20 protein-coding genes are annotated in these 26737 nt (G+C 61.4%); 12 read left to right on the top strand and 8 right to left on the bottom strand.

The features are described from left to right. Positions 1-39: 39 nt before the first annotated feature. Positions 40-879 (top strand): xanthine dehydrogenase accessory protein XdhC, encoded by an 840-nt coding sequence (gene xdhC, locus BLV67_RS13360; protein ID WP_056861550.1) that lies wholly within the window; start codon positions 40-42, stop codon positions 877-879. 15 nt (positions 880-894) lie between these two features. Beyond that, the gene (guaD, locus tag BLV67_RS13355; RefSeq protein WP_069788014.1) at positions 895-2199 is read left to right on the top strand and encodes a guanine deaminase; all 1305 of its coding nucleotides are present in this window, start codon (positions 895-897) and stop codon (positions 2197-2199) included. A gap of 89 nt (positions 2200-2288) precedes the next feature. On the opposite strand, the gene BLV67_RS13350 is transcribed toward guaD, so the two are convergent. Beyond that, complete coding sequence (locus BLV67_RS13350) at positions 2289-3053, bottom strand: GntR family transcriptional regulator (RefSeq protein ID WP_017134778.1); 765 nt, start codon at positions 3051-3053, stop codon at positions 2289-2291. A 214-nt stretch (positions 3054-3267) separates the two neighbouring features. Between BLV67_RS13350 and BLV67_RS13345 the strand changes: the two genes are divergently transcribed. Then, positions 3268-4458 (top strand): benzoate/H(+) symporter BenE family transporter, encoded by a 1191-nt coding sequence (locus BLV67_RS13345; RefSeq protein WP_017134777.1) that lies wholly within the window; start codon positions 3268-3270, stop codon positions 4456-4458. 36 nt (positions 4459-4494) lie between these two features. On the opposite strand, the gene BLV67_RS13340 is transcribed toward BLV67_RS13345, so the two are convergent. Then, the gene (locus BLV67_RS13340) at positions 4495-4839 is read right to left on the bottom strand and encodes a YggL family protein (RefSeq protein ID WP_017134776.1); all 345 of its coding nucleotides are present in this window, start codon (positions 4837-4839) and stop codon (positions 4495-4497) included. Positions 4840-5075: 236 nt separating this feature from the next. On the opposite strand from BLV67_RS13340, the gene dacB reads away from it, so the two are divergent. Further along, positions 5076-6536 carry a D-alanyl-D-alanine carboxypeptidase/D-alanyl-D-alanine endopeptidase gene (gene dacB, locus BLV67_RS13335; protein ID WP_069788013.1) on the top strand — a complete coding sequence of 487 codons (1461 nt, stop codon included), beginning with the start codon at positions 5076-5078 and terminating at the stop codon, positions 6534-6536. A gap of 20 nt (positions 6537-6556) precedes the next feature. Here the strand turns inward: dacB and BLV67_RS13330 are convergent, their stop codons facing one another. Both BLV67_RS13330 and rlmKL read right to left on the bottom strand, forming a co-directional pair. Beyond that, positions 6557-8941 carry a sensor domain-containing diguanylate cyclase gene (locus tag BLV67_RS13330; protein WP_069788012.1) on the bottom strand — a complete coding sequence of 795 codons (2385 nt, stop codon included), beginning with the start codon at positions 8939-8941 and terminating at the stop codon, positions 6557-6559. Between the two features lie 151 nt (positions 8942-9092). Continuing rightward, on the bottom strand, positions 9093-11357 hold the full coding sequence (gene rlmKL / locus BLV67_RS13325) for a bifunctional 23S rRNA (guanine(2069)-N(7))-methyltransferase RlmK/23S rRNA (guanine(2445)-N(2))-methyltransferase RlmL (RefSeq protein ID WP_056861554.1): 2265 nt from the start codon (positions 11355-11357) through the stop codon (positions 9093-9095). Positions 11358-11889: 532 nt separating this feature from the next. Here rlmKL and rmf point away from each other — a divergent pair. Further along, on the top strand, positions 11890-12105 hold the full coding sequence (gene rmf / locus BLV67_RS13320) for a ribosome modulation factor (RefSeq protein WP_002553055.1): 216 nt from the start codon (positions 11890-11892) through the stop codon (positions 12103-12105). A 136-nt stretch (positions 12106-12241) separates the two neighbouring features. Here the strand turns inward: rmf and BLV67_RS13315 are convergent, their stop codons facing one another. The 4 genes from BLV67_RS13315 to sctC all read right to left on the bottom strand — a co-directional run bounded on the left by BLV67_RS13315 (position 12242) and on the right by sctC (position 15847). Continuing rightward, positions 12242-13261, bottom strand: coding sequence for a quinone-dependent dihydroorotate dehydrogenase (locus BLV67_RS13315; protein WP_065929870.1), 1020 nt, complete (start codon positions 13259-13261; stop codon positions 12242-12244). 85 nt (positions 13262-13346) lie between these two features. Further along, positions 13347-13760, bottom strand: a complete 414-nt coding sequence (locus BLV67_RS13310; RefSeq protein ID WP_065929938.1) for a transglycosylase SLT domain-containing protein — start codon at positions 13758-13760, stop codon at positions 13347-13349. A 34-nt stretch (positions 13761-13794) separates the two neighbouring features. Then, complete coding sequence (locus tag BLV67_RS13305) at positions 13795-14184, bottom strand: winged helix-turn-helix domain-containing protein (protein ID WP_065929871.1); 390 nt, start codon at positions 14182-14184, stop codon at positions 13795-13797. Positions 14185-14389: 205 nt separating this feature from the next. Continuing rightward, positions 14390-15847, bottom strand: a complete 1458-nt coding sequence (gene sctC / locus BLV67_RS13300; protein WP_069788011.1) for a type III secretion system outer membrane ring subunit SctC — start codon at positions 15845-15847, stop codon at positions 14390-14392. A 301-nt stretch (positions 15848-16148) separates the two neighbouring features. Here sctC and BLV67_RS13295 point away from each other — a divergent pair, with 301 nt between their 5' ends. The 7 genes from BLV67_RS13295 (at position 16149) to BLV67_RS13265 (ending at position 26736) form a co-directional block, all read left to right on the top strand. Next, on the top strand, positions 16149-17375 hold the full coding sequence (locus BLV67_RS13295; protein WP_065929873.1) for a CmpA/NrtA family ABC transporter substrate-binding protein: 1227 nt from the start codon (positions 16149-16151) through the stop codon (positions 17373-17375). A 13-nt stretch (positions 17376-17388) separates the two neighbouring features. Continuing rightward, complete coding sequence (locus BLV67_RS13290) at positions 17389-17964, top strand: ANTAR domain-containing response regulator (protein ID WP_069788010.1); 576 nt, start codon at positions 17389-17391, stop codon at positions 17962-17964. 183 nt (positions 17965-18147) lie between these two features. Next, complete coding sequence (locus tag BLV67_RS13285) at positions 18148-19359, top strand: nitrate/nitrite transporter (RefSeq protein WP_065929875.1); 1212 nt, start codon at positions 18148-18150, stop codon at positions 19357-19359. Continuing rightward, on the top strand, positions 19359-21029 hold the full coding sequence (locus BLV67_RS13280; RefSeq protein ID WP_069788029.1) for a bifunctional protein-serine/threonine kinase/phosphatase: 1671 nt from the start codon (positions 19359-19361) through the stop codon (positions 21027-21029). The genes BLV67_RS13285 and BLV67_RS13280 overlap by 1 nt, the downstream gene beginning before the upstream one ends. Positions 21030-21260: 231 nt before the next feature. Next, complete coding sequence (gene nirB / locus BLV67_RS13275; protein WP_065929877.1) at positions 21261-23714, top strand: nitrite reductase large subunit NirB; 2454 nt, start codon at positions 21261-21263, stop codon at positions 23712-23714. Then, positions 23711-24028, top strand: coding sequence for a nitrite reductase small subunit NirD (gene nirD, locus BLV67_RS13270; protein ID WP_017134764.1), 318 nt, complete (start codon positions 23711-23713; stop codon positions 24026-24028). The genes nirB and nirD overlap by 4 nt, the downstream gene beginning before the upstream one ends. Then, on the top strand, positions 24028-26736 hold the full coding sequence (locus BLV67_RS13265; protein WP_069788009.1) for a nitrate reductase: 2709 nt from the start codon (positions 24028-24030) through the stop codon (positions 26734-26736). Before nirD ends, BLV67_RS13265 begins: the two co-directional genes overlap by 1 nt. Position 26737 lies beyond the last annotated feature (1 nt).

The raw sequence follows: 26737 nt of genomic DNA, 5'->3' as shown, positions 1-26737 counted from the left end.
CCCACGCGGAGCGTGGGAACGATCTGACTGGAGGTGACTATGAACAACTGGATCAGCGCCCTCGCCGACCTGCAGAACCAGGGTGAACCCTGCGTGCTGGTGACCATCATCGAAGAGCTTGGCTCCACGCCGCGCAACGCTGGCTCAAAAATGGTGATCAGCGCCGCGCACACCTTCGACACCATCGGCGGCGGGCACCTGGAATACAAAGCGATGCAGATCGCCCGCGACATGCTGGTGCGTGGCCAGCAGAACACCCATCTGGAGCGCTTCAGCCTCGGCGCCAGCCTGGGCCAGTGCTGCGGCGGCGTGACGGTGTTGCTGTTCGAACCCATGGGCCAGGTGCAGGCGCAGATCGCGGTATTTGGCGCCGGCCATGTCGGCCGCGCGCTGGTGCCGTTATTGGCGAGCCTGCCGTGCCGGGTGCGCTGGATTGATTCGCGTGATCAAGAGTTTCCGGAACACATCCCTCAGGGCGTGCGTAAAATCATCAGCGAAGAGCCGGTCGACGAAATTGCCGACCTGCCGGTGGGCAGTTACTGCATCGTGATGACCCACAATCACGCGCTGGACCTGGAACTGACGGCCGCGCTGCTCAAGCGCAATGACTTCGCCTATTTCGGCCTGATCGGTTCAAAAACCAAACGGGTCAAGTTCGAACACCGCCTGCGCGATCGCGGCTTCGACACCGCCCACCTGCAACGCATGCGCTGCCCCATGGGCCTCACCGAGGTGAAGGGCAAACTGCCGGTGGAAATTGCCATCTCCATCGCCGGCGAAATCATCGCCACCTATAACGCGAATTTCGGCCAGCACAGTGCGAGCGCCGAACCTATTGCCAAACTGCTGCCCGCCTCGCGTCGCAGCCAAGCTATCTAAACCATTGAGATCACCATGCCTTTGACTCGCAAAGCCTACCGTGCCGCCATTTTGCACAGCATCGCCGACCCCGCCCAAGTGGGGATCGAAGCGTCCTATGAGTATTTCGAAGACGGCCTGCTGGTGATCGATAACGGCCAGATCAGCGCCCTGGGCCACGCCAGCGATTTGCTGCCAACCCTGCCCGCCGACATCGACGTGACCCATTATCAGGATGCGCTGATCACGCCCGGCCTGATCGACACCCACATTCACCTGCCGCAAACCGGCATGGTCGGTGCCTATGGCGAGCAGTTGCTGGATTGGCTCAACACCTACACCTTCCCATGTGAAAGCCAGTTCGCCGACAAGGCCCACGCCGAAGAAGTCGCGGATATCTTCATCAAGGAGTTGCTGCGCAACGGCACCACCACAGCATTGGTGTTCGGCAGCGTGCACCCGCAGTCGGTGAATGCATTCTTTGAAGCCGCCGAGAAACTCGACCTGCGCATGATCGCCGGCAAAGTGATGATGGACCGCAACGCGCCGGACTACCTGACCGACACCGCCGAATCCGGCTACCAGGAAAGCAAGGCGCTGATCGAACGCTGGCACGGCAAGGGCCGTTTGCACTATGCCGTCACGCCACGTTTTGCGCCGACCAGCACGCCGGAGCAACTGGCGCTGGCCGGGCAACTGCTGGGCGAATACCCGGACCTGTACATGCAGACGCACATCAGCGAGAACAAACAGGAAGTCGAGTGGGTAAAAGAGCTGTTCCCGGAGCGCAACGGCTACCTGGACGTGTACGACCACTACAAACTGCTGGGCGAGCGCTCGGTGTTTGCCCACGGCGTCCACCTGTGTGATGACGAGTGCGCACGGTTGGCCGAGACCGGTTCGGCCGTGGCGTTCTGCCCGACCTCGAACCTCTTCCTTGGCAGCGGCCTGTTCAACTTGCCGATGGCCGAGAAGCACAAGCTGAATGTGGGCCTGGGCACCGACGTGGGCGGCGGCACCAGCTTCTCGCTGCTGCAAACCCTGAATGAAGCCTACAAGGTCATGCAGTTGCAGGGTGCGCGGTTGAGCCCGTTCAAGTCGCTGTACCTGGCCACCTTGGGCGGTGCGCGGGCACTGCGCCTGGAAGACAAGATCGGCACGTTGCAGCCGGGCACGGATGCGGACTTTTTGGTGCTGGACTACAACGCTACGCCGCTGCTCAGCTATCGCTTGAAGCAGGCCAATAACATTGCCGAGACGTTGTTTGTGTTGATGACGTTGGGGGATGACCGGACGATTCTACAGACCTACGCGGCCGGCAATCTGGTGCATCAACGCTGATCTGAGCCACACCACAAAAAAATGTGGGAGCTGGCTTGTGTGGGAGCTGGCCAGCTCCCACACTTTTAGTCCCAGGCGAACCTGGAAAATTACAGTTTGACTGAAGAACGCCCTGGCTTCTTGGTCTGCAACAAATGCGAGAACACCGCGTGCAAATCATCCGACGCGCTTTCCTCGTCGAGGTTGAGCTTGCTGTCGATGTGATCCATGTGATGCATCATCAAATTCACCGCCAGGGTCGCGTCGCGTGCTTCGATCGCGTCGATCAACTGGGTGTGCTCATCGTAGGAACAGTGCGAGCGGTTGCCGCTTTCGTACTGGGCGATGATCAACGAGGTTTGCGACACCAGGCTGCGCTGGAAACTGATCAGCGGCGCATTCTTCGCGGCTTCGGCGAGCTTCAAGTGGAATTCGCCGGAGAGGCGGATACCGGCACCACGATCACCCCGTGAGAAGCTGTCGCGCTCATCGTTGACCATCTGGCGCAGTTCGGCCAATTGCTCGGCCGTGGCGTGCTGCACCGCAAGCTCAGTGATCGCCCGCTCCACCAGCCGCCGGGCGAGAAATACCTGACGGGCTTCTTCGACACTCGGGCTTGCCACCACCGCACCGCGATTGGGCCGCAGCAGTACCACACCTTCATGGGCCAGGCGCGAGAGCGCGCGGCGGATGATGGTGCGGCTGACGCCGAAGATTTCGCCCAGTGCTTCTTCACTCAATTTGGTACCGGGCGCCAGGCGTTGTTCGAGGATCGCCTCGAAGATATGCGCGTAGACGATATCGTCCTGGGTTCCGCTGCGACCGGCCTTGCCGGCTCGCGGTTGTTTCTTGAGAGGTTGCAACTGTTCGTTCATGGGCACTCGGGTTTGGAGAACGGCGGCGAATTAACGGTAATACGTCAACAGCGTGTTGCTGGCAAGTATCACCTAAAAACAGGGCACATTGTACACAACCCAATGCGCCAACACACTGTACGGCTATTTGTGGTGGCGGCTGTATTGCAATGAGTGGTTACGTTTGAGTTTAGGCTTGAATTCGCTTTTTCCCAGGTAAAAGGAACACCTCTCCATGACCGACGCCACCCAAGCGCCTTTGCGCCCGTTGGCCGACACTTCTGCGTCGGCCGTCGTCGCCGGCTTCATCGCCATGATGACCGGCTACACCAGCTCCCTGGTGCTGATGTTCCAGGCCGGCCAGGCCGCCGGCTTGACCACCGCGCAGATTTCTTCGTGGATCTGGGCGATCTCTATCGGCATGGCGGTGTGCAGCATCGGCCTGTCGTTGCGCTATCGCACGCCGATCACCATTGCCTGGTCTACGCCCGGCGCCGCGCTGCTGATCACCAGCCTGGGCGGCGTGAGCTACGGCGAGGCCATCGGCGCGTATATCACTTGCGCCGTGCTGGTGACGCTGTGCGGGCTGACCGGCAGCTTTGAAAAACTGGTCAAGCGCATTCCCGCCTCGTTGGCGGCGGCGCTGCTGGCGGGGATTCTGTTCAAGATCGGCAGCGAGATTTTCGTCGCCGCGCAACATCGCACCGGGTTGGTGCTGGGGATGTTTTTCACCTATCTGATCATCAAGCGCTTGTCGCCGCGTTATGCCGTGCTGGCCGCGCTGGTCATCGGCACCCTGTTGTCGGGGCTGATGGGCTTGCTGGATTTCAGCGGTTTTCACCTGGAAGTGGCCACACCGGTGTGGACCACGCCGCACTTCTCGCTGGCCGCGACCATCAGCATCGGCATCCCGTTGTTCGTGGTGGCGATGACCTCGCAGAACATGCCCGGCGTTGCCGTGCTGCGCGCCGACGGCTACACCGTGCCCGCCTCGCCCCTGATCACCGCCACCGGCCTGGCCTCGCTGGTACTGGCGCCGTTCGGCTCCCACGGCATCAACCTGGCCGCGATCAGCGCGGCGATCTGCACCGGGCCACACGCCCATGAAGACCGCAACAAGCGCTACACCGCTGCCGTGTGGTGCGGGGTGTTCTACGGGATTGCCGGGGTGTTCGGCGCAACCTTGGCGGCGTTGTTCGCTGCACTGCCCAAGGAACTGGTGCTGTCGATTGCGGCCCTGGCGCTGTTTGGCTCGATCATCAACGGCTTGAGTATCGCCATGAATGAGCCCAAGGAACGGGAAGCGGCGCTGATCACCTTTATGGTCACCGCGTCTGGCTTGACCCTGTTTTCCATCGGCTCGGCGTTCTGGGGGATTGTGGCGGGGGTGTTGACGCTGCTGATTCTGAATTGGCGCAAGGCATAAAAAAACGGCGACCCTAAGGTCGCCGTTTTTTTAGTATCACTTAGCCGCGTTGATCGGCTTTTCCGGATACCACACGTCCAGCAGTGGGCTGACTTCAGCGCTTTTCAGCTCGCTGCGGCCTTTGAGCCAGCTTTCAACAGCTGCACGTTGCTCTTCGTTGACCGAGCCACGCTTCTGGAGGCAAACCAGACCGAAGTCATCGCCGCCGACATAGCCCAGACCGTTGGCTTCCATGGCTTCTTTGATGAATGCTTCGAGGAAAGCATCGGTAGCTTCTTCACTCAGGTCTTCTTTGAAGTCCAGGTTCAGTTCGAAACCCAGCTCTTGAAATTCATCAACGCACAGTTTTTTGCGCAGACGCTGGGAACGGTTAGTCGCCATTGGAACAATCCTCATAAGTAATAACGGCCGGCACTTTAGCAGTTTAAGCCGACCTTTGCCCGACTCTATGGGACGGGCGGGCATTGGTCTGCAAAAAAACCCGAAATACCCGCTATCGTTCAGCTACAACTGGATGCACCTTGGGGCATAATGCCGACACTTTCGTGACCAATGAGGGATTTTCTTCCATACCCCTCACCTTTTTCACCCTTCTCAGCAGTAGGGTTTTATTCCTTATGATCAACTCTTTTCGTTCAGTACTCCTTGCCGGTTTTCTTCTACCACTGGCCTTTTCCGTCACCGCCGCGCCGATCAACAACAGCCTGCCGCCGAATGTTCAGCAGGCACTGCAGAAAGCCAAAATACCCAATACTTCGCTGTCGCTGGTGATGCTGCCCCTCACCGGGCCTGGCACGCCGACCGTGTTCAACGCGGATGTTTCGGTAAACCCGGCCTCCACCATGAAGCTGGTCACCACCTACGCAGCCCTGGAAATGCTCGGCCCCAACCATCAATGGAAGACCGAGTTCTACACCGACGGCACCCTCAGCGGTGGCGTGTTGCGCGGCAACCTCTACCTCAAGGGCGGCGGCGACCCCAAGCTGAATATGGAAAAACTCTGGCTGTTGATGCGTGACCTGCGCGCCAATGGCGTGCAGCAAGTCACCGGCGACCTGGTGCTGGACCGCAGCTTCTTCAACCAGCCGCAATTGCCTGAATTCAATGACGACGGCAACGACGAGAACAAGCCGTTCCTGGTCAAGCCGGACGCCCTGCTGGTCAACCTCAAGGCCCTGCGCTTTGTCACCCGCAATGACTCGGGCCGGGTGATCGTGTCGGTCGAGCCGCCGATTGCGAGTATCCGCATCGACAACCAGGTCAAAGTCTCCAACGCCAAGCAATGCACCGGGGACGTGCGCTACAGCCCGGTCACCGCCGCCGATGGCAGCGTCACCGTGACGGTCAGCGGCCAGTTGGGCGATGGCTGCAGCTCCCAGACTTACCTGTCGCTGCTCGACCACGCCACCTACACCGCCGGCGCCGTGCGTGCGATCTGGCAGGAGTTGGGCGGCACCATCCAGGGCCGTGATATCCAGGCGCCGGTGCCCAAAGACGCTAAAGTGCTGGCCCGTGCGTTCTCGCCGGACCTGGCGGAAATCATCCGCGACATCAACAAATACAGTAACAACACCATGGCCCAGCAGTTGTTCCTGAGCCTGGGCGCGCAGTTCCGTAACGACGCCGATGGCGATGATGCCAAGGCTGCGCAACGTGTGGTGCGCCAGTGGCTGGCGAAAAAAGGCATCACCGCGCCGCACCTGGTGATGGAGAACGGCTCCGGCCTGTCCCGCGCCGAACGCGTCAGCGCCCGCGAAATGGCGGCCATGCTGCAAGCGGCGTGGAAAGGCCCGTACTCGGCGGAATACATCAGTTCGCTGCCGATTGCCGGCACCGACGGCACCATGCGCAAACGCCTGAAAACCACGGCCCTGCGCGGTGAGGCTCACGTCAAGACCGGCACCTTGAACACCGTGCGCGCCATTGCGGGGTTCAGCCGCGATAACAACGGCAACACCTGGGTGGTGGTGGCAATCCTCAACGACTCGAAGCCATGGGGTGCTTCGTCGGTGCTCGATCAGGTGCTGCTGGATTTGTATCGCCAGCCGAAGCTGACAGCCGCAGCGCCAGTGCTCTAAAGGCCACACAGCGCCCACCTTCAGACGCGCAAGCGTTCGGCTTCCACCCGGTCGCGGCCCGCTTGCTTGGCCACATACACCGCCGAGTCTGCGCGCAGCAGCAGCCCGTCAATCCCTTCATTGATCCGCCAGCTGGCCACACCAAAGCTGGCGGTCACCACGCCCACCACCTCCATCGGTTCGGTGCGCAGCGACTGCCACAACTCCATCGCCAGGCAATAAGCCTGCTCGGCATCGGTATGCGGGCACAGCACCACAAACTCTTCACCGCCCAAACGACAAAACACATCCGTGCGGCGCAGGCGCTGGCCGATGCGTTTGCACACTTCCTGCAACACCCCATCGCCCACCGCATGCCCGTGCTGATCATTGATGCGTTTGAAGTGATCAATATCGAGCATGATCAACGACAATGCGCCCGTGGTTCGGTTGCGCCGGAGCATCTCGGCCTTGAGGCGATCCTGAAAATAACGGCGGTTATGAATGCCCGTCAGCGAGTCGGTAATCGACAGCGCGCGCAGTTCCTCTTCGACCCGCTTCAGATCGGAGATATCCGACACGTAGCCATGCCACAACGTGCCACCGCCTGTTAACTCCTCCGGCGTGGCTTCGCCGCGAATCCAGCGCAGGCCGCGTTGCGGCAACACCACCCGATACTCTTCGCGCCAATGGCTCAACTGCAGCGCCGACAGCCGGATCGACAGGCGCACCCGTTCCACGTCTTGCGGATGAATGCGTTCGAACACCTTGTCCGCGTTTTGCTGCAATACGCCCGTGTCGATTTCATAGATATCGCGCATACCATCGCTGGCATAGATGAAACGCCCTTTCCCCTTGGGTTCAAGGGTGAACTGAAAGATCCCGCCAGGCACGTGGGCACTGAGTTTTTTCAGTAGACGGTCGCGCGCGGCCAACGCCTCGTAGGCGCGTTTTTGTTCGGTCACATCCAGGTAGATCGCCAAGTGCCCGATCCACAGGCCGTAGTCGTCCAGCAACACGGTGGTGAGCATATTCACCGTCAGGTAGCTGCCATTCTCACGCAATAATGTCCACTCGCGCGCCTCGTGCAGGTTGTCCGGGCTTTCCACCAGCATCGCCTGGCTCGCCGGAATACGCTTGCCCAGGGCCACACTTAAACTGGCCGCGCGCGCTTCGAGTTCATGGGCCAGATGCAGGCCTTCCAGAGTCAGTCGCCCCACCACCGCCTCGGCCTTGAACCCGAGCATTTTCTCGGCACCGGCATTGAAGGTGTTGATCACACCCCGCAGGTCAGTGGCAATGATCGCAACATGGGTGGCGGCGTTCAGCACACTGCGCAATTGCCCGTGGGCGGCGCGAAGCTCCTGCTCACGCAGGTGCAACTGCTGTGTGCGTTGTTCCACCAGCTTGAGCGCACGCTGGCGCTGGCTGACCAACACATACAGCAACGCACTGAGCAGCAGGCTGAGGAGCACGCCCATGGCCAGGAGGGTGTGCATCGAGGAGTGATTGGCCTGGTCGAACACCTGGCTGGCGCGAATGCTCAAGGCATACACATGGTCGCCGAGGGTGAGGCGGCGCGTGGCGACCAGGCCGCTGTCGCCCACCGCGTTGCTGGACGCATACAGCACACGTTGCTGCGTGTCGGAGGTGTCGACGATCTGCATCACCAGGTTGTCGCGGCCGGGCTTGGGCAAACCATCGGCGACCAGTTGGCGCATGCTGATCACTGCCATCACATAACCATGGGGCTCGGTGTCGGCGGGTTTGTTCACGGGCGCCACCAGCAAAACGCCGGCAGCATAAGCCGGTTCTACGCCCACCAACTGCATGGGCTGGGACACCGCAGGCCGGCCGCTGCTTTGCACCCGCTCAAGCACCGAACGGCGCAGGGGCTGGGCCAACAGGTCGAACCCCAAGGGTGACCCCAGCAAGCTTTGGGTCTGGCTGTACAACACCGGCACATACTCGTCGCGCTCGGGTGCAGGCGCCAGTTCACCCGCAGCGTTCAACTCTCGAATGGCGAAAGGTGTACCCCGCTGACGCGAGACTTCCTGTTCAAAAGCACTGCGTTGTTCGCGAAATATACGCGGCGCCCAGGCATAGGCGCGGGCGCGCAGAAGCAAAGGCTTGGCGAAACCATCGAACTCGGCGCGGGACACGTCACTGGAATTGACGAAGAAACGCTGCAGGCTGGCCAGGCGTTGCTCCTGGTCTTCGAAACGCTCCTGAAGGCGGGTGTAGCGCTCGTTGACCATCAACTGAAAACGCTGGCGCACTTGCTGCTGGTAGAGGTCGGCGGTCGCCCAGGCGACGATGACCGTCAGCGCCCCACCTGCCAATAACACCACCAATGCCACCAGCCAAGCCGACGCCTGCTCACTGATAAAGCCTAGTATTTTCGGGCGAACGGCTTGCATCGGCATAGGCAACACTCACAACGCCAGCGTGCGGGGGGTGTCACTTTGGCTAGGCGTTAAGTTATAGCCATGAGGCCGGCGTTTGACCAGTGCAAAAAAGCCGCAAGCCCGGAATAGTCCGGGCTTGCGGCTTTTTGGTGCAGCTTGAGTGTGGCGATCAGCGCGCTGTGATTTTCCACGCCCGGTGAATCTTCGCGTTACGTGCGAAATCCGGGTCCAGGGTCTTGTCGCTGATTTCCTCGACCGCGTAGCGCTCGCTGAGGTTGTCCTCCAGCACGAACTTGCGGAAGTTGTTCGAGAAGTACAGCACGCCGCCGGGCGCCAGGCGCGCCATGGCCAGGTCGAGCAACTGCACGTGGTCACGCTGCACGTCGAAGATGCCTTCCATGCGCTTGGAGTTGGAGAAGGTCGGCGGGTCGATGAAGATCAGGTCGAACTCATCACGGCTGGCCTCCAGCCAGGCCATCACATCACCCTGCTCCAGGCGGTTCTTGTCAGAGAAACCATTAAGGGAGAAGTTGCGACGCGCCCAGTCCAGGTAAGTCTTGGACAAGTCAACGCTGGTGGTACTGCGCGCGCCGCCCTTGGCTGCGTGCACACTCGCGGTGGCGGTGTAGCAATACAGGTTGAGGAAACGCTTGCCGGCCGCTTCCTTCTGGATGCGCATGCGCATCGGGCGGTGGTCGAGGAACAGGCCGGTGTCCAGGTAGTCGGTGAGGTTGACCAGCAGCTTCACGCCACCTTCGCTGACCTCGGTGAACTTGCCTTGGGCGCTTTGACGTTCGTACTGTTTGGTGCCGCTCTGACGTTCGCGACGCTTGACCACCACGCGGCTCTTGTCGACGTTCAGCGCCTGGGGAATCGCAGCCAGCGCATCGAACATACGCGCAGAAGCTTTTTCCGGGTCGATGGATTTGGGCGCGGCATATTCCTGCACATGCACCCAATCGTGGTACAGGTCGATGGCCATGGAGTATTCCGGCATATCGGCGTCGTACACACGGTAGCAGTCCACGCCTTCGCGCTTGGCCCATTTGCCCAACTGCTTGAGGTTCTTTTGCAGGCGGTTGGCGAACATCTGCCCGCCTTCGCTGAGGCGCGCCTGCTCAACCACCGGGGCTGGAGCCGGCTTGATCGGGTTGCCGTTCTTGTTGTACTGGCGCTCGACCGGCTCGGTCGGGGCCTGATCGTAAGCCGCTTGCTCACGCTCGGCCTGACGCTGTTCCGGAGTGCGGCGCTCGCCAGTGACGAACTGGTCGGGGTTGACCTTGATCAGCAGCAACTTGCACGGCAACGCGCCGTTCCAGAACGAATACTGTTTGTGGCTGCGGATGCCCATGCGCTTGCCCAGGTCCGGCGCGCCGGTGAACACTGCGGCTTCCCAGCCCATGCACGCCTGGCGCAGACGCTCACCAAGGTTCTGGTAGAGGTACAACAGGCTGGCTTCGTCACCCAGGCGCTCGCCGTAGGGCGGGTTGCAGATCACCAGGCCTTTCTGGTTCTGGTCCGGGCGCGGCTCGAAAGTGCCGACTTCGCCCTGGTACACCTTGATCCAGTGGCTTAAGCCTGCGCGTTCGATGTTGTTACGCGCGGGTTGGATAAGGCGCGGGTCGGCTTCGTAGCCACGTACCCACAATGGCGGTTTGTTCATGCCGATGGCGGCACGCTCGGTGGCCTCGGTGTGCAGCTTCTTCCACAGCGCCGGCACGTGACCGAGCCAGGTGGTGAAGCCCCACAGTTCACGATTCAGGTTGGGCGCCATGTCGGCGGCGATCATTGCGCCTTCCACCAGGAAGGTGCCCACGCCACACATCGGGTCCGTCAGCGCGCCACCTTCGGCCGCAATGCGCGGCCAGCCGGCGCGGATCAGGATCGCGGCGGCCAGGTTTTCCTTCAACGGTGCGGCGCCCTGCTGCAGACGATAACCGCGCTGGTGCAGGCTGTGGCCGGACAGGTCAAGGGAAAGGATGGCTTCGCCACGGTCCAGGCGCAGGTGAATGCGCAGGTCCGGGTTGATCTTGTCGATGGACGGACGTTCGCCGGTCGGGGTGCGCAGCTTGTCGACAATCGCATCCTTGACCTTCAGCGCGCCGAAGTGGGTGTTGTCGATGCCCGAGCCGTGGCCACTGAATTCAACGGCCAGGGTGCCGTCCGGGACCATGTGGTCGGCCCATTCGATATCCAGCACGCCGTGGTAGAGGTCTTCGGCGTCCTTCATCGGGAAGCGCTTGAGTACCAGCAGCACGCGGTTGGCCAGGCGCGACCAGAGGCACAGGCGGTAGGCGGTTTCCATGTCGGCCATGCCGCGCACGGCCGAGGTGTGCTCGCGCGCGTCTTCAAGGCCAAGCCCGACGGCTTCCTCGATCAGCAGGCCTTCGAGGCCCTTGGGGCAGGTGAGGAAGAGTTCAAAACGGTCCGACATGGGGCATTCCAGGCTTTTCAGCAATAAATGAACGGGCGACGCATCGCCGGCTCGGTTTTCAATCAAGCACTTTTCTTGAAGAGTGCTCGCGTGGCACGAATGTGCCGTTCCACCCCGGCTGCCGGGCGTTTGAGCCTTTATTGCCGGGGCAGATAAATAAATCATCGCAACAAAAAGAAATATTCCGACCCTTCGTCGAATAATAACCGACTGCAACGGGCGGGCATTCTCACTAAAGGATTAAACCCATCCTCTATGCAGGGCACATCATAGCTGGGTTTGCCTATTAAATGGGGCGAAAAGCCATCCCAGCTTATGGCTATAGCATCGTTATCGTTACGTGCTTATGACAAAACGATCATTGAATCCATGTGACCTATTGGTTAGAACTCAACACAGGTTGGCGCCGTAACGACGCCGACACATAGGCTCGCCACGCCGGCAGCGAGCCCACCAACGGCAGGAAAACCCTGCCCGGCCCCACGCGGGGCCGAAGGATATCTAGACAGTCAACAAGTGAGGGAAACACCCTATGAGAAGACTTAAGCGTGATCCGTTGGAAAGAGCATTTTTACGCGGATATCAATATGGCGTTCATGGTAAATCCCGTGAGCTTTGCCCATTTACTCTACCGTCGGTACGCCAAGCCTGGATCAACGGCTGGCGAGAAGGACGCGGCGACAACTGGGACGGTATGACTGGCACTGCGGGAATCCACAGACTCAACGAACTTCACGCCGTCGGCTGACACGGGGCACTTAATCCGACAACCACCTTGAAGATTTTGTAACGACTTAACCACGCACGTCCTATCCGGGCGGCGGGCTTCGGCCCAGGGGGCTCCTTTTGGAGCCCTTTTTAATGCGCGGAAATTGGCTGATCTATCAGCGCAACGCCGCGATGGCATCCACCGACTCGCGAATCAACGCCGGGCCTTTGTAGATGAAGCCGGAATAGAGTTGCACCAGGCTTGCGCCGGCAGCGATTTTCTCAGCGGCGTGCTTGCCTTCGGTAATCCCGCCCACGGCGATAATCGGCAAACGCCCCGCCAGTTCAGCCGCCAGCACCTTGACGATGTGGGTACTCTGGTCCCGCACCGGCGCGCCCGACAGGCCGCCCGCTTCGTCACCATGGGCCAGCCCTTCAACGCCGACGCGGCTTAAGGTGGTGTTGGTAGCGATCACCGCATCCATGCCCGAATCCACCAGGGCCTGGGCAACCAGCACGGTTTCTTCATCGCTCATGTCCGGGGCAATCTTGATCGCCAACGGCACACGCTTGCCATGGCGCACGGCCAGGTCTTCCTGGCGCTGGCGCAAGGCTTCGAGCAATTGCTTGAGGGAATCGCCAAACTGCAGACTGCGCAGGCCTGGCGTGTTGGGCGAACTGACGTTGACCGTGACATAGCTGGCGTGGGCGTAGACCTTGTCCAGGCAGATCAGGTAATCATCCACAGCGCGCTCGACCGGCGTGTCGAAGTTCTTGCCGATATTGATGCCGAGAATGCCGTTGTATTTCGCGGCTTGAACCCGCGACAGCAAGTGATCAACACCCAGGTTGTTGAAGCCCATGCGGTTGATGATTGCTTCGGCTTCGGGCAAACGGAAGATACGTGGCTTCGGGTTGCCCGGCTGCGGACGGGGCGTCACGGTGCCGATCTCGACAAAACCGAACCCCAATTGCGCAAAACCATCGATGGCTGCGCCGTTCTTGTCCAGGCCGGCAGCCAGCCCGACCGGGTTGGGGAAATCGAGCCCCATCACCGACACCGGCATTTTTGCCGGCGCCTTGCATACCAGGCCATTGAGCCCCAGGCGGCCACCGGCACCGATCAGGTCCAGGGACAGATCGTGGGAGGTTTCCGGGGAAAGTTTGAACAACAGCTGGCGGGCCAGGGTATACATGGGCGGGCTAGACTCGGATGGCGGCGAAAGGTGGCGCGATTATAGCCGGGGTGGCACGCCGGGTGCGAGGCGTGCCGCCCAATCATCACGGGCGCTGTGCAACCAACGCCTCATACTGCGCCCAGATTTTTTCGGCATACCGCAGGCGCAATGCCTCGCGCCCAGGTGCCGGCCCGGCATTATAGGAACCCACGGCTGTCCAGTTGTAACCGAAGCGCTGGATGAAGTCGGCCAGGATCGAAGCGCCCACTTCGACCGATAAACAAGGGTCGCTCAGCAACCTTTCTTCGGTAATCCCCTGCTTGGCCAGACGCGGCAAGTGCATGCTATTGATTTGCATCAGGCCTATATCCCGCGAGCCATCACTATTGCTTTGGTTCATCGCGCCGCCGCGTGCGCCCGACTCCACGACAGCGATGGCCTGCAACAGCTCCGGCTCGATGTCGTAGCGACGGGCAACGTCATCCCAGCAACTGGCCCAGGCCTGATGACTGCCCATCAGCAGGCTCAACAGCACGCCCTTGCCCAGACGTCTAATCACGTTGCACCTGGCCACAGGCCGAACAGACGCGCTGCACGCGCCCCGCCCCTGGGTGGTGCCGGACGGTGACGGCACAGGTAAAGCGATAACCCCTGCCGTATATGGTCTTGATAAAGCCCTTGTCTTTCCTCAAGTGCTTGCGCAATTCGTAGATACAACGGGTGAGTGACTCCTCCGCGACTTCGCCACGGGACCAGGCCTGCTCAAGTAAACGATCCTTGGTCATCAGCACACCATCGGATGCCAGCAGCAACCGCAGCACCTGCCACTCCTTGGGCGGCAGCTGAATATCCACACCCTCGCCCGTCAAACGGCCATCTGCCTGCAGGGTCCACCCGGCAAAAAACCATGCGGCCGTCAGCCCTTCATCCACGAGGGTCATATTCACCTCTGCACCTGACTACTGACATTGAATTCCTTGTTTCCAGAAACGGCCGATACGCCAACCCCGCGACTATAAAAAGCTGGCAGCAGAACAACGTTAGGAAAAACCCTATGAAATCGAAGCTTTCGGCGGGAAGTGCGTAGGACTTTTCTCGACTATCGGCAGCCAAGGCCCGTCAAAACGTTAATAGGCGCTCAAAGGGTTAGTTGCTGTCAGGGACTTCGGGGGCTTCGCGCACGAATGCGCGTTGCACGCGCGCATGCTGGCTTTGTGTCAGTGGCGGGGGCCCAACGGCACCGGCCAACATCCGTGGTTCGCCGCCAACCGCTCGGGCCTGGATCACAAATAGACGGACTTCGGCTCGTCGGCCTTGACTCGCGTCGCCCTCACGAGGAAAACCTCCCAGCCACAGGCGCCTGCCTTGGGGCACCCGCACCACCGTACTGATGCCTACTCGCCCCACTGCCCCCGCCGAATCGGGCTTGTGTACGCTGCCCAGTTGACGGCCATCTTCAAGGACCAACTGCATTTCAATCTGATTGGCTGCGGCAAAGCGGGGTAGCACACTGGCTTCGGTACCATACCCCACCGGCCGCCAATCGCCACTGTCGGCGCCGGGCCTGGGCAGGTAAAAAGTATGGTTGTCCTGGAAGACCGCCGGCACATTCTCCTGGGTGAGGATCACCGGGAATGCAGTGACCCGGGCCTTGCGCCGACGCTCCAGCACACCCAGTTGTGCCATCAAACGGCTGTCATCCAAAGGTTCCAATACGCGTGTCACGGCGGCCCCGAAGCTGGTTTCCTGCGCCCAGGCCGCGCCCATCTTGTCAAATGCTCGGCGATCGACATCAATCTGCCACAGCGCTACTTCGATCGGCCGCTTGGGCTTGTCCAGTTCCGCCACCAGCTCTTCGATCGCCTTGACCTGATCAGGCTTGCCCTTGATCAATAAACTGTTGGAGTCAGGATAAGCCATCACCAAAAGGCTCTTGTCAGCGAGCAGGCCTGGGGGGCGCTGCGTGGCATCCTGCTGTTCGATGGCCAGCAGGTTTTCAATAATCGTGGCCATTCCCGGCACATTGACCTGCTCGTCGCCCATGACGTACTGACGGTCGGCCACGTGAGTGTTGAACACCTGAACCACCCCGAAAGCCTGCTTGCCCACCCGTACTTCGGAGCGCGGCCTGTCCATCAGTTGAGCCAGGTGCAGCACCTGATCCACATAGTTGGGGGGCCCGGACACATAGAACGTGCGCGCACCGCTTTCCCTGAGGGGATAACGTGATTCATCCAGCCCCGAGCGGCGCATGAACCCGCGCAATCGCTCGACCGGAATGTGCCGCAGCGACACCGCCGAGCCTTTCGCTTCGCCCGCGCCATACACGTACAGCACCTGCCCATCGCTGTACCAGATCAGGCCCTGTTGCTCGGCCACGGTCATCAGCGTGTGCTGCGCAGCCTCCAGATCGAAAGTGCCCGTGAGGCGTTTACGCGCCACTTCACGGCTGACGACAACCGGCAACCCCAGGGGCAACGACAACGCGGTAAAAAAGGTATGCAGGCTTTCATCCCGCGCCTGATAGCTCTGCCCCCAGGCGGAAACATTGGCCCACAGCACTGCACAGCACAGCAGCCAGCGGCATAGCCGTGGGTAACTCATCGGTGGTCGCTCTTGATGCTCGTGCATGATGATCGCGGAATCGAAAGACACCGTCGGGGTTCCTGGCAGTCTGGCGCAAAGAAGCGGCCATACTGAAAGGCACTCGAGTTTCAATCTTGATGGAAAGGTGACGACAGCCCACGCCCGTCTACCCGTGGCATGTGCCTTGCTATGAACTCTGCATCAGAGCCCGCACCAACGTCGGAGCAGGCTTACAGACAAAGGCGTCGTTACCCGGCAATGGCTTGCACTGCCATGCGAAGGAGCGATGCTTTTTTTTTGACAGAAAAGGTAGGTGTTGATGAACGACTCGGTCGGCAACAGCCCGGTGAACACCCCACTGGCGTGGGTCAACGGCAGTGACGCCCCGGAAAAGAGCAGCCTGGACCTGGGCTTCATGGCACTCACCGACTGCGCTTCGCTGGTGGTCGCCGCCACCCAGGGGTTTGCCCAACCTTACGGGTTGACGCTTAACCTCAAGCGCCAATCATCCTGGGCCGGCCTGCGTGACAAACTGGTCAGCGGTGAACTGGACGCCGCCCACAGCCTGTATGGGTTGATCTATGCCGTGCACCTGGGCATCGGCGGGGTAGCGCCCACCGATATGGCGGTGCTGATGGGCCTCAACCAGAACGGCCAGAGCATCAACCTGTCCCACGGCCTGCAACAGCAAGGCGTGACCACTCCTGAGGCACTCGACCGCCATGTGCACCAAAGCCGGACAAAGCTGACGTTCGCACAGACATTTCCCACCGGCACCCACGCCATGTGGCTGTATTACTGGCTGGCGAGCCAAGGCATTCACCCTTTGCAAGATGTCGACAGTGTGGTGGTGCCGCCGCCGCAGATGATCGCGCACCTGCAAGCCGGGCGCATTGACGGTTTTTGTGTCGGGGAGCCCTGGTGCGCCAGTGCAGTCAAGCAAAACCAGGGGTTCACCCTGGCCACTACCCAGTCGATCTGGCCGAACCATCCAGAAAAAGTGCTCGGCTGCACCCAGGCATTCGTCGATCAATACCCGAACACCGCCCGCGTACTGGTCATGGCGATCCTCGAGGCCAGCCGTTTCATCGAACAAAGCCAGGAAAACCGCCGCTCCACCGCACAACTGCTCAGCGCCCGCGAGTACCTCGATGCGCCGCTCGACTGCATCGAACCGCGCCTGCTGGGAGCTTATGACGACGGCCTCGGCAGCCAGTGGCAAGACCCGCACGCCCTGCGCTTTTTTGCCGATGGCGAAGTGAACCTGCCCTACCTCTGCGATGGCATGTGGTTCATGACTCAGTTTCGCCGCTGGGGCCTGCTGCGCGAAGACCCGGACTACCTGGGCGTGGCCCGCCAGGTGCAGCAACTGAACCTGTACCGCCAAGCCGCGGCTGCGGTTGGCGTCCCGGCCGGCGCCCCAGACATGCGCAGCAGCCAGTTGATCGACGGCAAAATCTGGGACGGCTCCGACCCCGCCGCCTACGCCCGCAGCTTCCGCCTGCATGCCCTGGCGGACCTTACCAGCCGCCAGGCACTGCGCTGACAGGACCACGACTATGTTACGAATCCTGTTGATCAACGACACCCCGCGCAAGGTCGGGCGCCTCAAAGCCGCCTTGACCGAAGCCGGTTTCGAGGTGATCGATGAGTCCGGCCTGACCATCGACCTGCCGGCGCGCGTCGAAACGGTGCGCCCGGACGTGATCCTGATCGATACCGAGTCACCTGGCCGCGATGTGTTGGAGCAAGTGGTGCTGGTCAGCCGCGACCAGCCGCGCCCAATCGTGATGTTCACCGATGAGCACGACCCGAACGTGATGCGCCAGGCGATCCGGTCCGGGGTCAGCGCCTACATCGTCGAAGGCATTCAGGCCCAGCGCCTGCAGCCGATTCTCGACGTGGCCATGGCCCGTTTTGAAAGCGACCAGGCCTTGCGCGCCCAGCTCCAGGCCCGCGACCAACAGTTGGCCGAGCGCAAACGCATCGAGTTGGCCAAGGGCATGCTGATGAAAATGAAGCACTGCAATGAGGAAGAGGCCTACACCCTGATGCGCCGCCAGGCCATGAGCCGCCAGCAGAAACTGATCCAGGTGGCCGAGCAGATCATCGCCATGAGCGAACTGCTCGGCTGAACTGGCGCAGCTCTTGCTAAGCATTCAACACAGGTAGCCAACGGCGGTTGCCCCTTCTACGACAAAGACGTCGCCCATCCGGTTTGCACTCGCGAACTCGATGGCGGCGTTTTTTTTCGTTTTGGCCCCGGCGAATGGGGCCAACAGGCCTTCTGACAAGACCCCCAACCGTTGAGGTGCGTGATGAAATCAAGCTTCTGGAAATCCGGGCACACCCCGACCCTGTTTGCCGCGTTCCTGTATTTCGACCTGAGCTTCATGGTCTGGTACCTGCTGGGGCCACTGGCGGTGCAGATTGCCGCCGACCTGCACCTGACCACCCAGCAACGCGGCCTGGTAGTGGCCACGCCGATTCTGGCGGGTGCGGTGCTGCGCTTTTTGATGGGCATGCTGGCCGACAAGCTGTCGCCCAAGACCGCCGGGCTGATCGGCCAGGTGATTGTGATTGCCGCCCTGTTCGGCGCCTGGAAACTCGGCATCCATAGCTACGAACAAGCCCTGTTGCTGGGCGTGTTCCTGGGCATGGCCGGTGCTTCCTTTGCCGTTGCGCTGCCGTTGGCCTCCCAGTGGTACCCCGCCGAGCACCAAGGCAAAGCCATGGGTATCGCCGGCGCCGGCAACTCCGGCACCGTGTTTGCCGCATTGCTGGCGCCGGTGCTGGCCGCCGCATTTGGCTGGAGCAATGTGTTCGGCTTCGCGCTGATCCCACTGGTGCTGACGCTGATCGTGTTCGCCTGGTTGGCGCGCAATGCGCCCGAGCGCCCGAACGCCAAATCCATGGCCGACTACTTCAAGGCCCTGGGCGACCGCGACAGCTGGTGGTTCATGTTCTTCTACAGCGTGACGTTCGGCGGCTTTATCGGCCTGGCCAGCGCCCTGCCCGGCTACTTCAACGATCAATACGGGCTGAGCCCGGTGACCGCCGGTTACTACACCGCCGCCTGTGTATTTGGCGGCAGCCTGATGCGCCCATTGGGCGGCGCGCTGGCCGACCGCTTCGGCGGAATCCGCACCCTGCTCGGCATGTATGGCGTGGCAGCGATCTGCATCGCCGCCGTGGGTTTCAACCTGCCCAGTTCCTACGCCGCACTGGCGCTTTTCGTCTGCACCATGCTCGGCCTTGGCGCAGGTAATGGCGCGGTGTTCCAGCTGGTGCCCCAGCGTTTTCGCCGCGAGATCGGCGTGATGACCGGCCTGATCGGCATGGCGGGCGGCATCGGCGGCTTTGCCCTGGCGGCAGGCATGGGCGCAATCAAACAAAGCACCGGCAGTTATCAGTTGGCCTTGTGGTTGTTTGCCAGCCTGGGCGTGTTGGCCTGGTTCGGCCTGCACGGCGTCAAGCGTCGCTGGAGAACGACGTGGGGCTCGGCCGCCGTGACCGCCGCACGCGTCTGATGAGCCTGCAACTGAGCGTTGCCCAGGCCAGCGCCATCGGCCCGCGCGCACAAAACCAGGACGCTCTGCGGGTGGTCACGCCCATGCCGGAACTGGCCGCGAGCAAGGGTTACCTGTGCGCCATCGCCGATGGTGTCAGCCAATGCGCCGACGGTGGCCTGGCCGCCCGTTCGACCTTGCAGGCGCTGGCCCTGGACTACTACGCCACGCCGCAGACTTGGGGCGTGGCCCAGGCCCTGGAGCGCTTGTTACTGGCGCAGAACCGCTGGTTGCAGGCCAACGGCGGTGGCCAGCCGCTGCTGACCACCCTCAGCGCCCTGGTCTTTCGCGGCCAACGCTTCACCCTGGCGCATGTGGGTGATTGCCGGGTGTATCGCTGGCTGGATGGCGAGTTGCAGCGCATCACGCAAGACCATGTGTGGGAGCAACCGGGCATGCAGCACGTGCTCAAGCGCGCCCTCGGCCTGGATCAACACCTGGTATTGGATTTTCTCGACGGTGAACTGCGCGAAGGCGAGTGCTTCCTGCTGCTCAGCGATGGCGTGTGGGCCACGTTGGGCGACCACAGCATCAGCGCGACCCTGCGCGAACAACCCGATCTCGACGCGGCGGTGAACACCCTAGTGAATGCCGCGCACCTGGCCGCCAGCCAGGACAATGCCAGCGCGCTGCTGGTGCGTATCGACCAGCTCGGCGCCGCGACCCTGGGCGATGCGCTGGTGCAGTTGCAGCAATGGCCGCTGCCACCGCCCCTGAAGGCCGGGCAACGCTTTGAAGGCTGGCAGGTTGAAAGTCTGCTGGCGCAAAGCCGACAGTCATTGCTGTACCGCGTGCGCGATGCCCAGCAGCAACCTTGGCTGTTGAAAACCTTGCCGCTCAACCGCGACGATGACACCGATGCCGGCCAAGCCTTGCTGTCGGAAGAATGGTTTCTGCGCCGAGTGGCGGGCCGCGCATTTCCTGAAGTGCATGCAGCCAGCGGGCGTCAGCATTTGTACTACGTGATGCGTGAATATTCGGGGCAGACCCTCGCCCAACTGTTCCAGCAACAAGGCCCGCTGCCTCTGGCGCAATGGCAGTCCATTGCCGAGCGTTTGCTGCGGGCAGTGGGCCTGCTGCATCGACGGCAGATCCTGCACCGTGACATCAAGCCGGAAAACCTGCTGCTGGGCGATGATGGCGAGTTGCGTGTGCTGGATTTCGGCCTGGCTTACTGCCCGGGGCTTTCCGAGGACCGCGCCCATTTGCTGCCTGGCACCCCGAGTTTTATCGCGCCCGAAGCCTTCAGTGGCGAACGTCCTACGCCGCAACAGGATTTATACAGTGTCGGTGTCACGCTCTATTACCTGCTCACCGGGCATTACCCCTACGGTGAAATCGAAGCCTTCCAACGGCCACGTTTCGCCCAGCCCGTCAGCGCCAGTCGTTACCGCCCCGATTTACCGGACTGGTTGCCGTTAAGCCTGGAACGCGCTGTGGCCGCACAGCCCGCAGAGCGCTATGAAACCGCCGAGGAATGGTTGCTGGTGCTGGAACAGGCCGACCGCCGTGAATTGAGCGTGCGCCCCAAACCCTTGCTGGAGCGCGAGCCGCTCAAGGTCTGGCAAACCCTGGCGACCGTCTCGCTGCTGGTCAATCTGGTGCTGTTGTACTGGCTGCTGCACCACTAGGGGGCGATTTCCCACACAGTAACGATGGCCATCCCAATAAAACGGGCGCCTGGCGACTTGGCACAACCGCTGCATTAGCTTCACCAACAACTCACATATAGCCGCCCCTTCAACGTCGAAGGGTCGAGCTTCCCGAGAGAACGGGACCGGACAAAGGTGTCCTCGCCAGGTAACTGGTGGGGGCGCCTTTTTTGTTTGCGCACGATTTGTCGAGCCATTGCGGAGAACGACATGAAAAAACTCAAATTGGTGATGATCGGCAACGGCATGGCCGGGGTTCGCACCCTTGAAGAATTGCTCAAGCTGAGCAGCGACCTGTACGACATCACGGTGTTCGGCGCCGAGCCCCACACCAACTACAACCGCATCCTGCTGTCACCGGTGCTGGCCGGCGAGCAGACCTTCGAAGAGATCGTGCTCAACGACCTCGACTGGTACTTGGACAACCACATCAAGCTGTTGCTAAACCGCAAAGTGGTGCAGATCGACCGCGTAAGACGCATCGTCATCGCTGAGGACGGCAGCGAGGCCGAGTACGATCGCCTGTTGATTGCCACCGGCTCGACGCCGTTTATCCTGCCAATCCCCGGCAATACCTTGCAGGGGGTGATCGGCTACCGCGATATCGCCGACACCCAGGCCATGATCGACACCGCCAAAACCCACAAGCACGCGGTGGTCATCGGCGGTGGCCTGCTCGGCCTGGAAGCCGCCAACGGCCTGATGTTGCGCGGCATGCACGTGACCGTGGTGCACATCGGCGAATGGCTGTTGGAGCGCCAGCTGGACAAGACCAGCGGCCAGTTGCTGCAAACCGAACTGGAAAGCCGTGGCCTGGTGTTTCGCCTGTGCGAGCAAACCCAGGCCCTGCATGACGCCGGCAATGGTCGCGTCGGCTCGGTGCAGTTCAAGAATGGCGACATCATCCCCGCCGACCTGGTGGTGATGGCCGCCGGTATCCGCCCCAACACCGAACTGGCAGAGAAATCCGGCATCCCCTGCAACCGCGGGATTCTGGTCAATGACACGCTGCAAACCTACGACCCGCGCATCTATGCCATCGGCGAGTGCGCCAGCCACCGTGGGATCGCTTACGGCCTGGTGGCGCCGCTGTTCGAACAGGCCAAGGTCTGCGCCAATCACCTGGCCCAACTGGGCTTTGCCACTTACAAAGGCTCGGTGACCTCGACCAAGCTGAAGGTCACCGGCATCGACCTGTTTTCCGCCGGGGATTTCATGGGTGGCGAAGGCACTGAGACCATCACCCTCTCCGACCCGATTGGCGGCGTGTACAAGAAGCTGGTGATCAAGGACGACATCCTGGTCGGCGCGTGCCTGTACGGCGATACCGCCGACGGTGGTTGGTATTTCCGCCAGATCCGTGAGAACCACGCAATTGGCGAGATCCGTGATCACCTGATGTTTGGCGAAAATGCTTTAGGCGATGTCGGCCACCAAGGCCAGGACAAAGCCATGAGCATGGCCGACAACGCCGAAGTCTGCGGCTGCAACGGCGTGTGCAAAGGCACCATCGTCAAGGCGATCCAGGAACACGGATTGTTCAGTGTCGATGACGTCAAAAAACACACCAAGGCCGCCAGCTCATGCGGCTCCTGCGCGGGGTTGGTGGAACAGATTTTGATCAACACCGTGGGCGGCGCCGCCGACGTCAAACCCAAAAGCGAAAAAGCCATCTGCGGCTGCAGCGACCTCAATCACGGGCAAATCCGTCAGGCCATCCGCGACCAGCACCTGCTGACCATCGCCGGCACCATGAGCTACCTGAACTGGCGCACCCCCAACGGCTGCGCCACCTGCCGCCCGGCCCTGAACTACTACCTGATCTCCACCTGGCCCGGCGAGGCCAAGGACGACCCGCAATCGCGCCTGATCAACGAACGCGCCCACGCCAATATTCAGAAAGACGGCACCTACTCCGTAGTCCCGCGGATGTGGGGCGGTGTGACCAATCCGTCGGAGCTGCGGCGCATTGCCGACGTGGCCGACAAGTACAACGTGCCGATGGTCAAGGTCACCGGCGGCCAGCGCATCGATCTGCTGGGCATCAAGAAACAGGATTTGCCCGGTGTGTGGAAGGACCTCGACATGCCCTCCGGCCACGCCTATGGCAAATCCATCCGCACCGTGAAGACCTGCGTGGGCAGCGAGTTCTGCCGCTTCGGCACGCAGAACTCCACACAGTTGGGCATCGAGCTGGAGCACGACCTGTTCAACATGTGGTCGCCCCACAAGGTCAAGCTGGCGGTGTCCGGGTGCCCACGCAACTGCTCGGAAGCGGGCATCAAGGACGTCGGCATTATCGGCGTCGACTCCGGCTGGGAGATGTACATCGGCGGCAACGGCGGGATCAAAACTGAAGTCGCGGAGTTCTTCGTCAAGCTAAAAACTGCCGAGGAAGTGCGCGAATACAACGGCGCCTTCCTACAGTTGTACCGCGAAGAAGCCTTCTACCTGGAACGCACCGTGCACTACCTGCAGCGGGTGGGCATGGAGCACATCAAAAAAGCCGTACTGGAAGACCCGGCCCGGCGCCAAGCCCTCAACGAACGCCTGCAATTCTCGCTGTCATTCGAACAAGACCCGTGGAAAGAACGCCTGGAACAGCCGCTGCTGAAAAAGGAATTCGAAGTCATCCCCGTCAAGCAGTTGGAGGTGTCGCTATGAACTGGCTGGATATCTGCGCCCTCGATGAGATCAACGCCCTGGGCTCACGCATCATCAATGGGCCAAAAGGCGATATTGCGATTTTTCGTACCAGTGACGATGAGGTTTTCGCACTCGATGACCGCTGCCCCCACAAAGGCGGGCCGCTGTCCCAAGGCTTGATCTACGGCAAACGCGTGGCCTGCCCGCTGCACAACTGGCAGATCGACCTGGCGTCAGGCGAAGCTCAGGCGCCGGACATCGGCTGCGCCCATCATCACCCCGCCCGTGTGGAAAACGGCCGGGTGATGCTGGCCCTGCGGGACGCCGGTTGATGAACCGTCAGACCACCGCGTCCACCTGCTGTTATTGCGGGGTGGGTTGCGGCGTGCTGATTGAGCATGACGGCACGCAGATCCTGGGTGTGCAAGGCGACCCGAGCCACCCGGCAAACTTTGGCAAGTTGTGCAGCAAGGGCGCCAGCCTGCACTTGACCGGCGACCTGGAGGCCCGCGCCTTGTACCCGGAACTGCGCCTGGGCAAAGGCCTGGCCCGTGCCCGCACCGACTGGAACAACGCCCTGGACCACGCAGCCAATGTGTTCGCCGACACCCTTGCCGAACATGGGCCGGACAGTGTGGCGTTTTACATCTCCGGCCAGTTGCTGACCGAGGACTACTACAGCTTCAACAAGCTGGCCCGCGCACTGGTGGGCACCAACAATATCGACAGCAATTCGCGGCTGTGCATGTCTTCGGCGGTGGTCGGCTACAAACGCAGCCTGGGTGCGGATGCGCCGCCATGCAGCTATGAGGACCTGGAGTCGAGTGACTGCGTGATGATCGTCGGCAGCAATATGGCCTACGCCCATCCGGTACTGTTCCGACGCCTTGAGGAAGCCAAGGCACGGCGTCCGCAAATGAAAGTGCTGGTGATCGACCCACGGCGCACGGATACCTGCGATTTGGCCGACTTGCACCTGGCGATCCTGCCGGGCACAGACGTGGCGCTGTTCCATGGGATCTTGCACCTGTTGCTGTGGGAAGACTGGATCGACCGCGACTTTATCCAGGCACATACCGAGGGGTTGGTCGAGTTGAAGCGACTGGTGCATGACTACACGCCGCAGATGGTCACGCAGTTGTGCGGCATCAGCGTTGAGCAGTTGCGCCTGTGTGCAGAGTGGGTCGGCACCTCCAGCAGTTTTCTCTCGCTGTGGTGCATGGGGCTCAACCAGTCCACCGCCGGCAGTGCCAAAAACAGTGCGCTGATCAACCTGCACCTGGCCACCGGCACTATTGGTCGGCCGGGTTGCGGGCCGTTTTCCCTGACCGGCCAACCGAATGCCATGGGCGGGCGCGAAACCGGCAGTTTGTCGAACCTGCTGCCGGGGCATCGCGCGGCGGCCAACCCTGAACACAGGGCCGAAGTCGCGGCTTATTGGGGCGTCGAAACGTTGCCGGCGCCTACCGGGCTGACGGCTATCGAACTGTTCGAACAGATCCAGGCCGGCAAGATCAAAGCCGTGTGGATTGCCTGCACCAACCCCGCGCAATCCTTGCCGGACCAGAACAGCGTGCGTGCGGCATTAGCGGCCTGCCCATTCGTGGTATTGCAGGAAGCTTTTCGCACGACCGAAACCGCCGCCTACGCCGACCTGCTGTTACCCGCCGCCAGTTGGGGCGAAAAAGAAGGCACGGTGACCAATTCCGAACGGCGGATTTCCCACGTACGCCGCGCCATCGTCCCACCTGGGGAAGCACGACCGGACTGGGCGATTACCGTGGATTTCGCACAGCGCCTGGAGCAACGCTTGCGTCCAGGGTTGCCGAGCTTGTTCGCTTTCGAGCAACCGGCGCAGATCTTTGATGAATACAAGGTGCTGACCCGCCACCGCGACCTCGACTTGTCGGGTATCAGCCATGCCCTGCTCGACCGGCTCGGCCCGCAGCAATGGCCATTTCCAGAGGGCGCACACGCCGGCACGCCGCGTCTGTACACCGAGGGTGTGTTCCCGACAGACAGCGGCCGTGCGCACTTTATCGCCGACCCTTACCGCGCCGCCAAAGAACAACGTGATGCCCGCTTCCCACTGACCCTGATCACCGGGCGCCTGCGCGATCAATGGCACGGCATGAGCCGCACCGGCACGGCCGCGCAATTGTTCGGACATGTCAATGAAGCCTTGCTGAGCCTGCACCCGGATGAGCTGCGTCGGCATCGTTTCAAAGACGGCGACCTGGTCAGCCTGAAAAGCCGTCGCGCCAGTGTGATTGTCGCCGTCAGCAGTGATGACAGCGTGCGCCCAGGCCAGGCGTTCCTGCCCATGCATTGGGGCGATCGCTTTCTCAAGGGCGGTGTTAATGCCCTTACCCAGCCGGCGTTCGATCCCTTGTCGAAACAGCCCGAACTCAAACACAGCGGCGTGCGCCTGGAGGCCGTGCAACTACCGTGGCAGTTGTTCGCGTTGATCGAAGGAAACGTGCAGCAACACTTTGACGCGCTACGTCCGCTGTGTGAGGGCTTTGCCTACGTCAGCGTGAGCCTGGCCGGGCGTGAACGGCCGGCTCTTCTGCTGCGCGCAGCCCATACCGAAGCGCCCGACTTGCACCTGTTAACCCGTATCGACGAACTGCTGGGCCTCAATGACGGCCCGGTCATGGCCTATGACGATCCGCGCCGTTCGATTGGCAAGCGGGTAAAAATCGAAAAAGGCCGCATTACCGCACTGCGCCTGGCCGGCGAAACCCTGGCGCGACATTGGCTGCAGAGTTTGTGGCTGGAAGGCCGTGCCGACGATCAACTTCGGCGCTGGTTACTTGCGCCGCTCAGTGCACCCCCGGGAGGCGCAGCGGCCAGCAGCAAAATTGTGTGCAACTGCAAGAACGTCAGTGAAAGCGCGGTATGTGCCGGTATTGGCCGTGGCCTGGACCTGGCCGGGCTTAAACAGGAACTGGGGTGCGGCACGCAATGCGGCTCCTGCGTTCCGGAAATCAAACGTCTTTTGGCCAGCACGTCGCTGCCAATCGCAATCAGTGTGTGAG

Origin of the sequence: Pseudomonas salomonii, from assembly GCF_900107155.1 — a bacterium.
Lineage (GTDB): Bacteria > Pseudomonadota > Gammaproteobacteria > Pseudomonadales > Pseudomonadaceae > Aquipseudomonas > Aquipseudomonas salomonii.
This window is presented reverse-complemented; position numbering and strand designations above follow the sequence as displayed.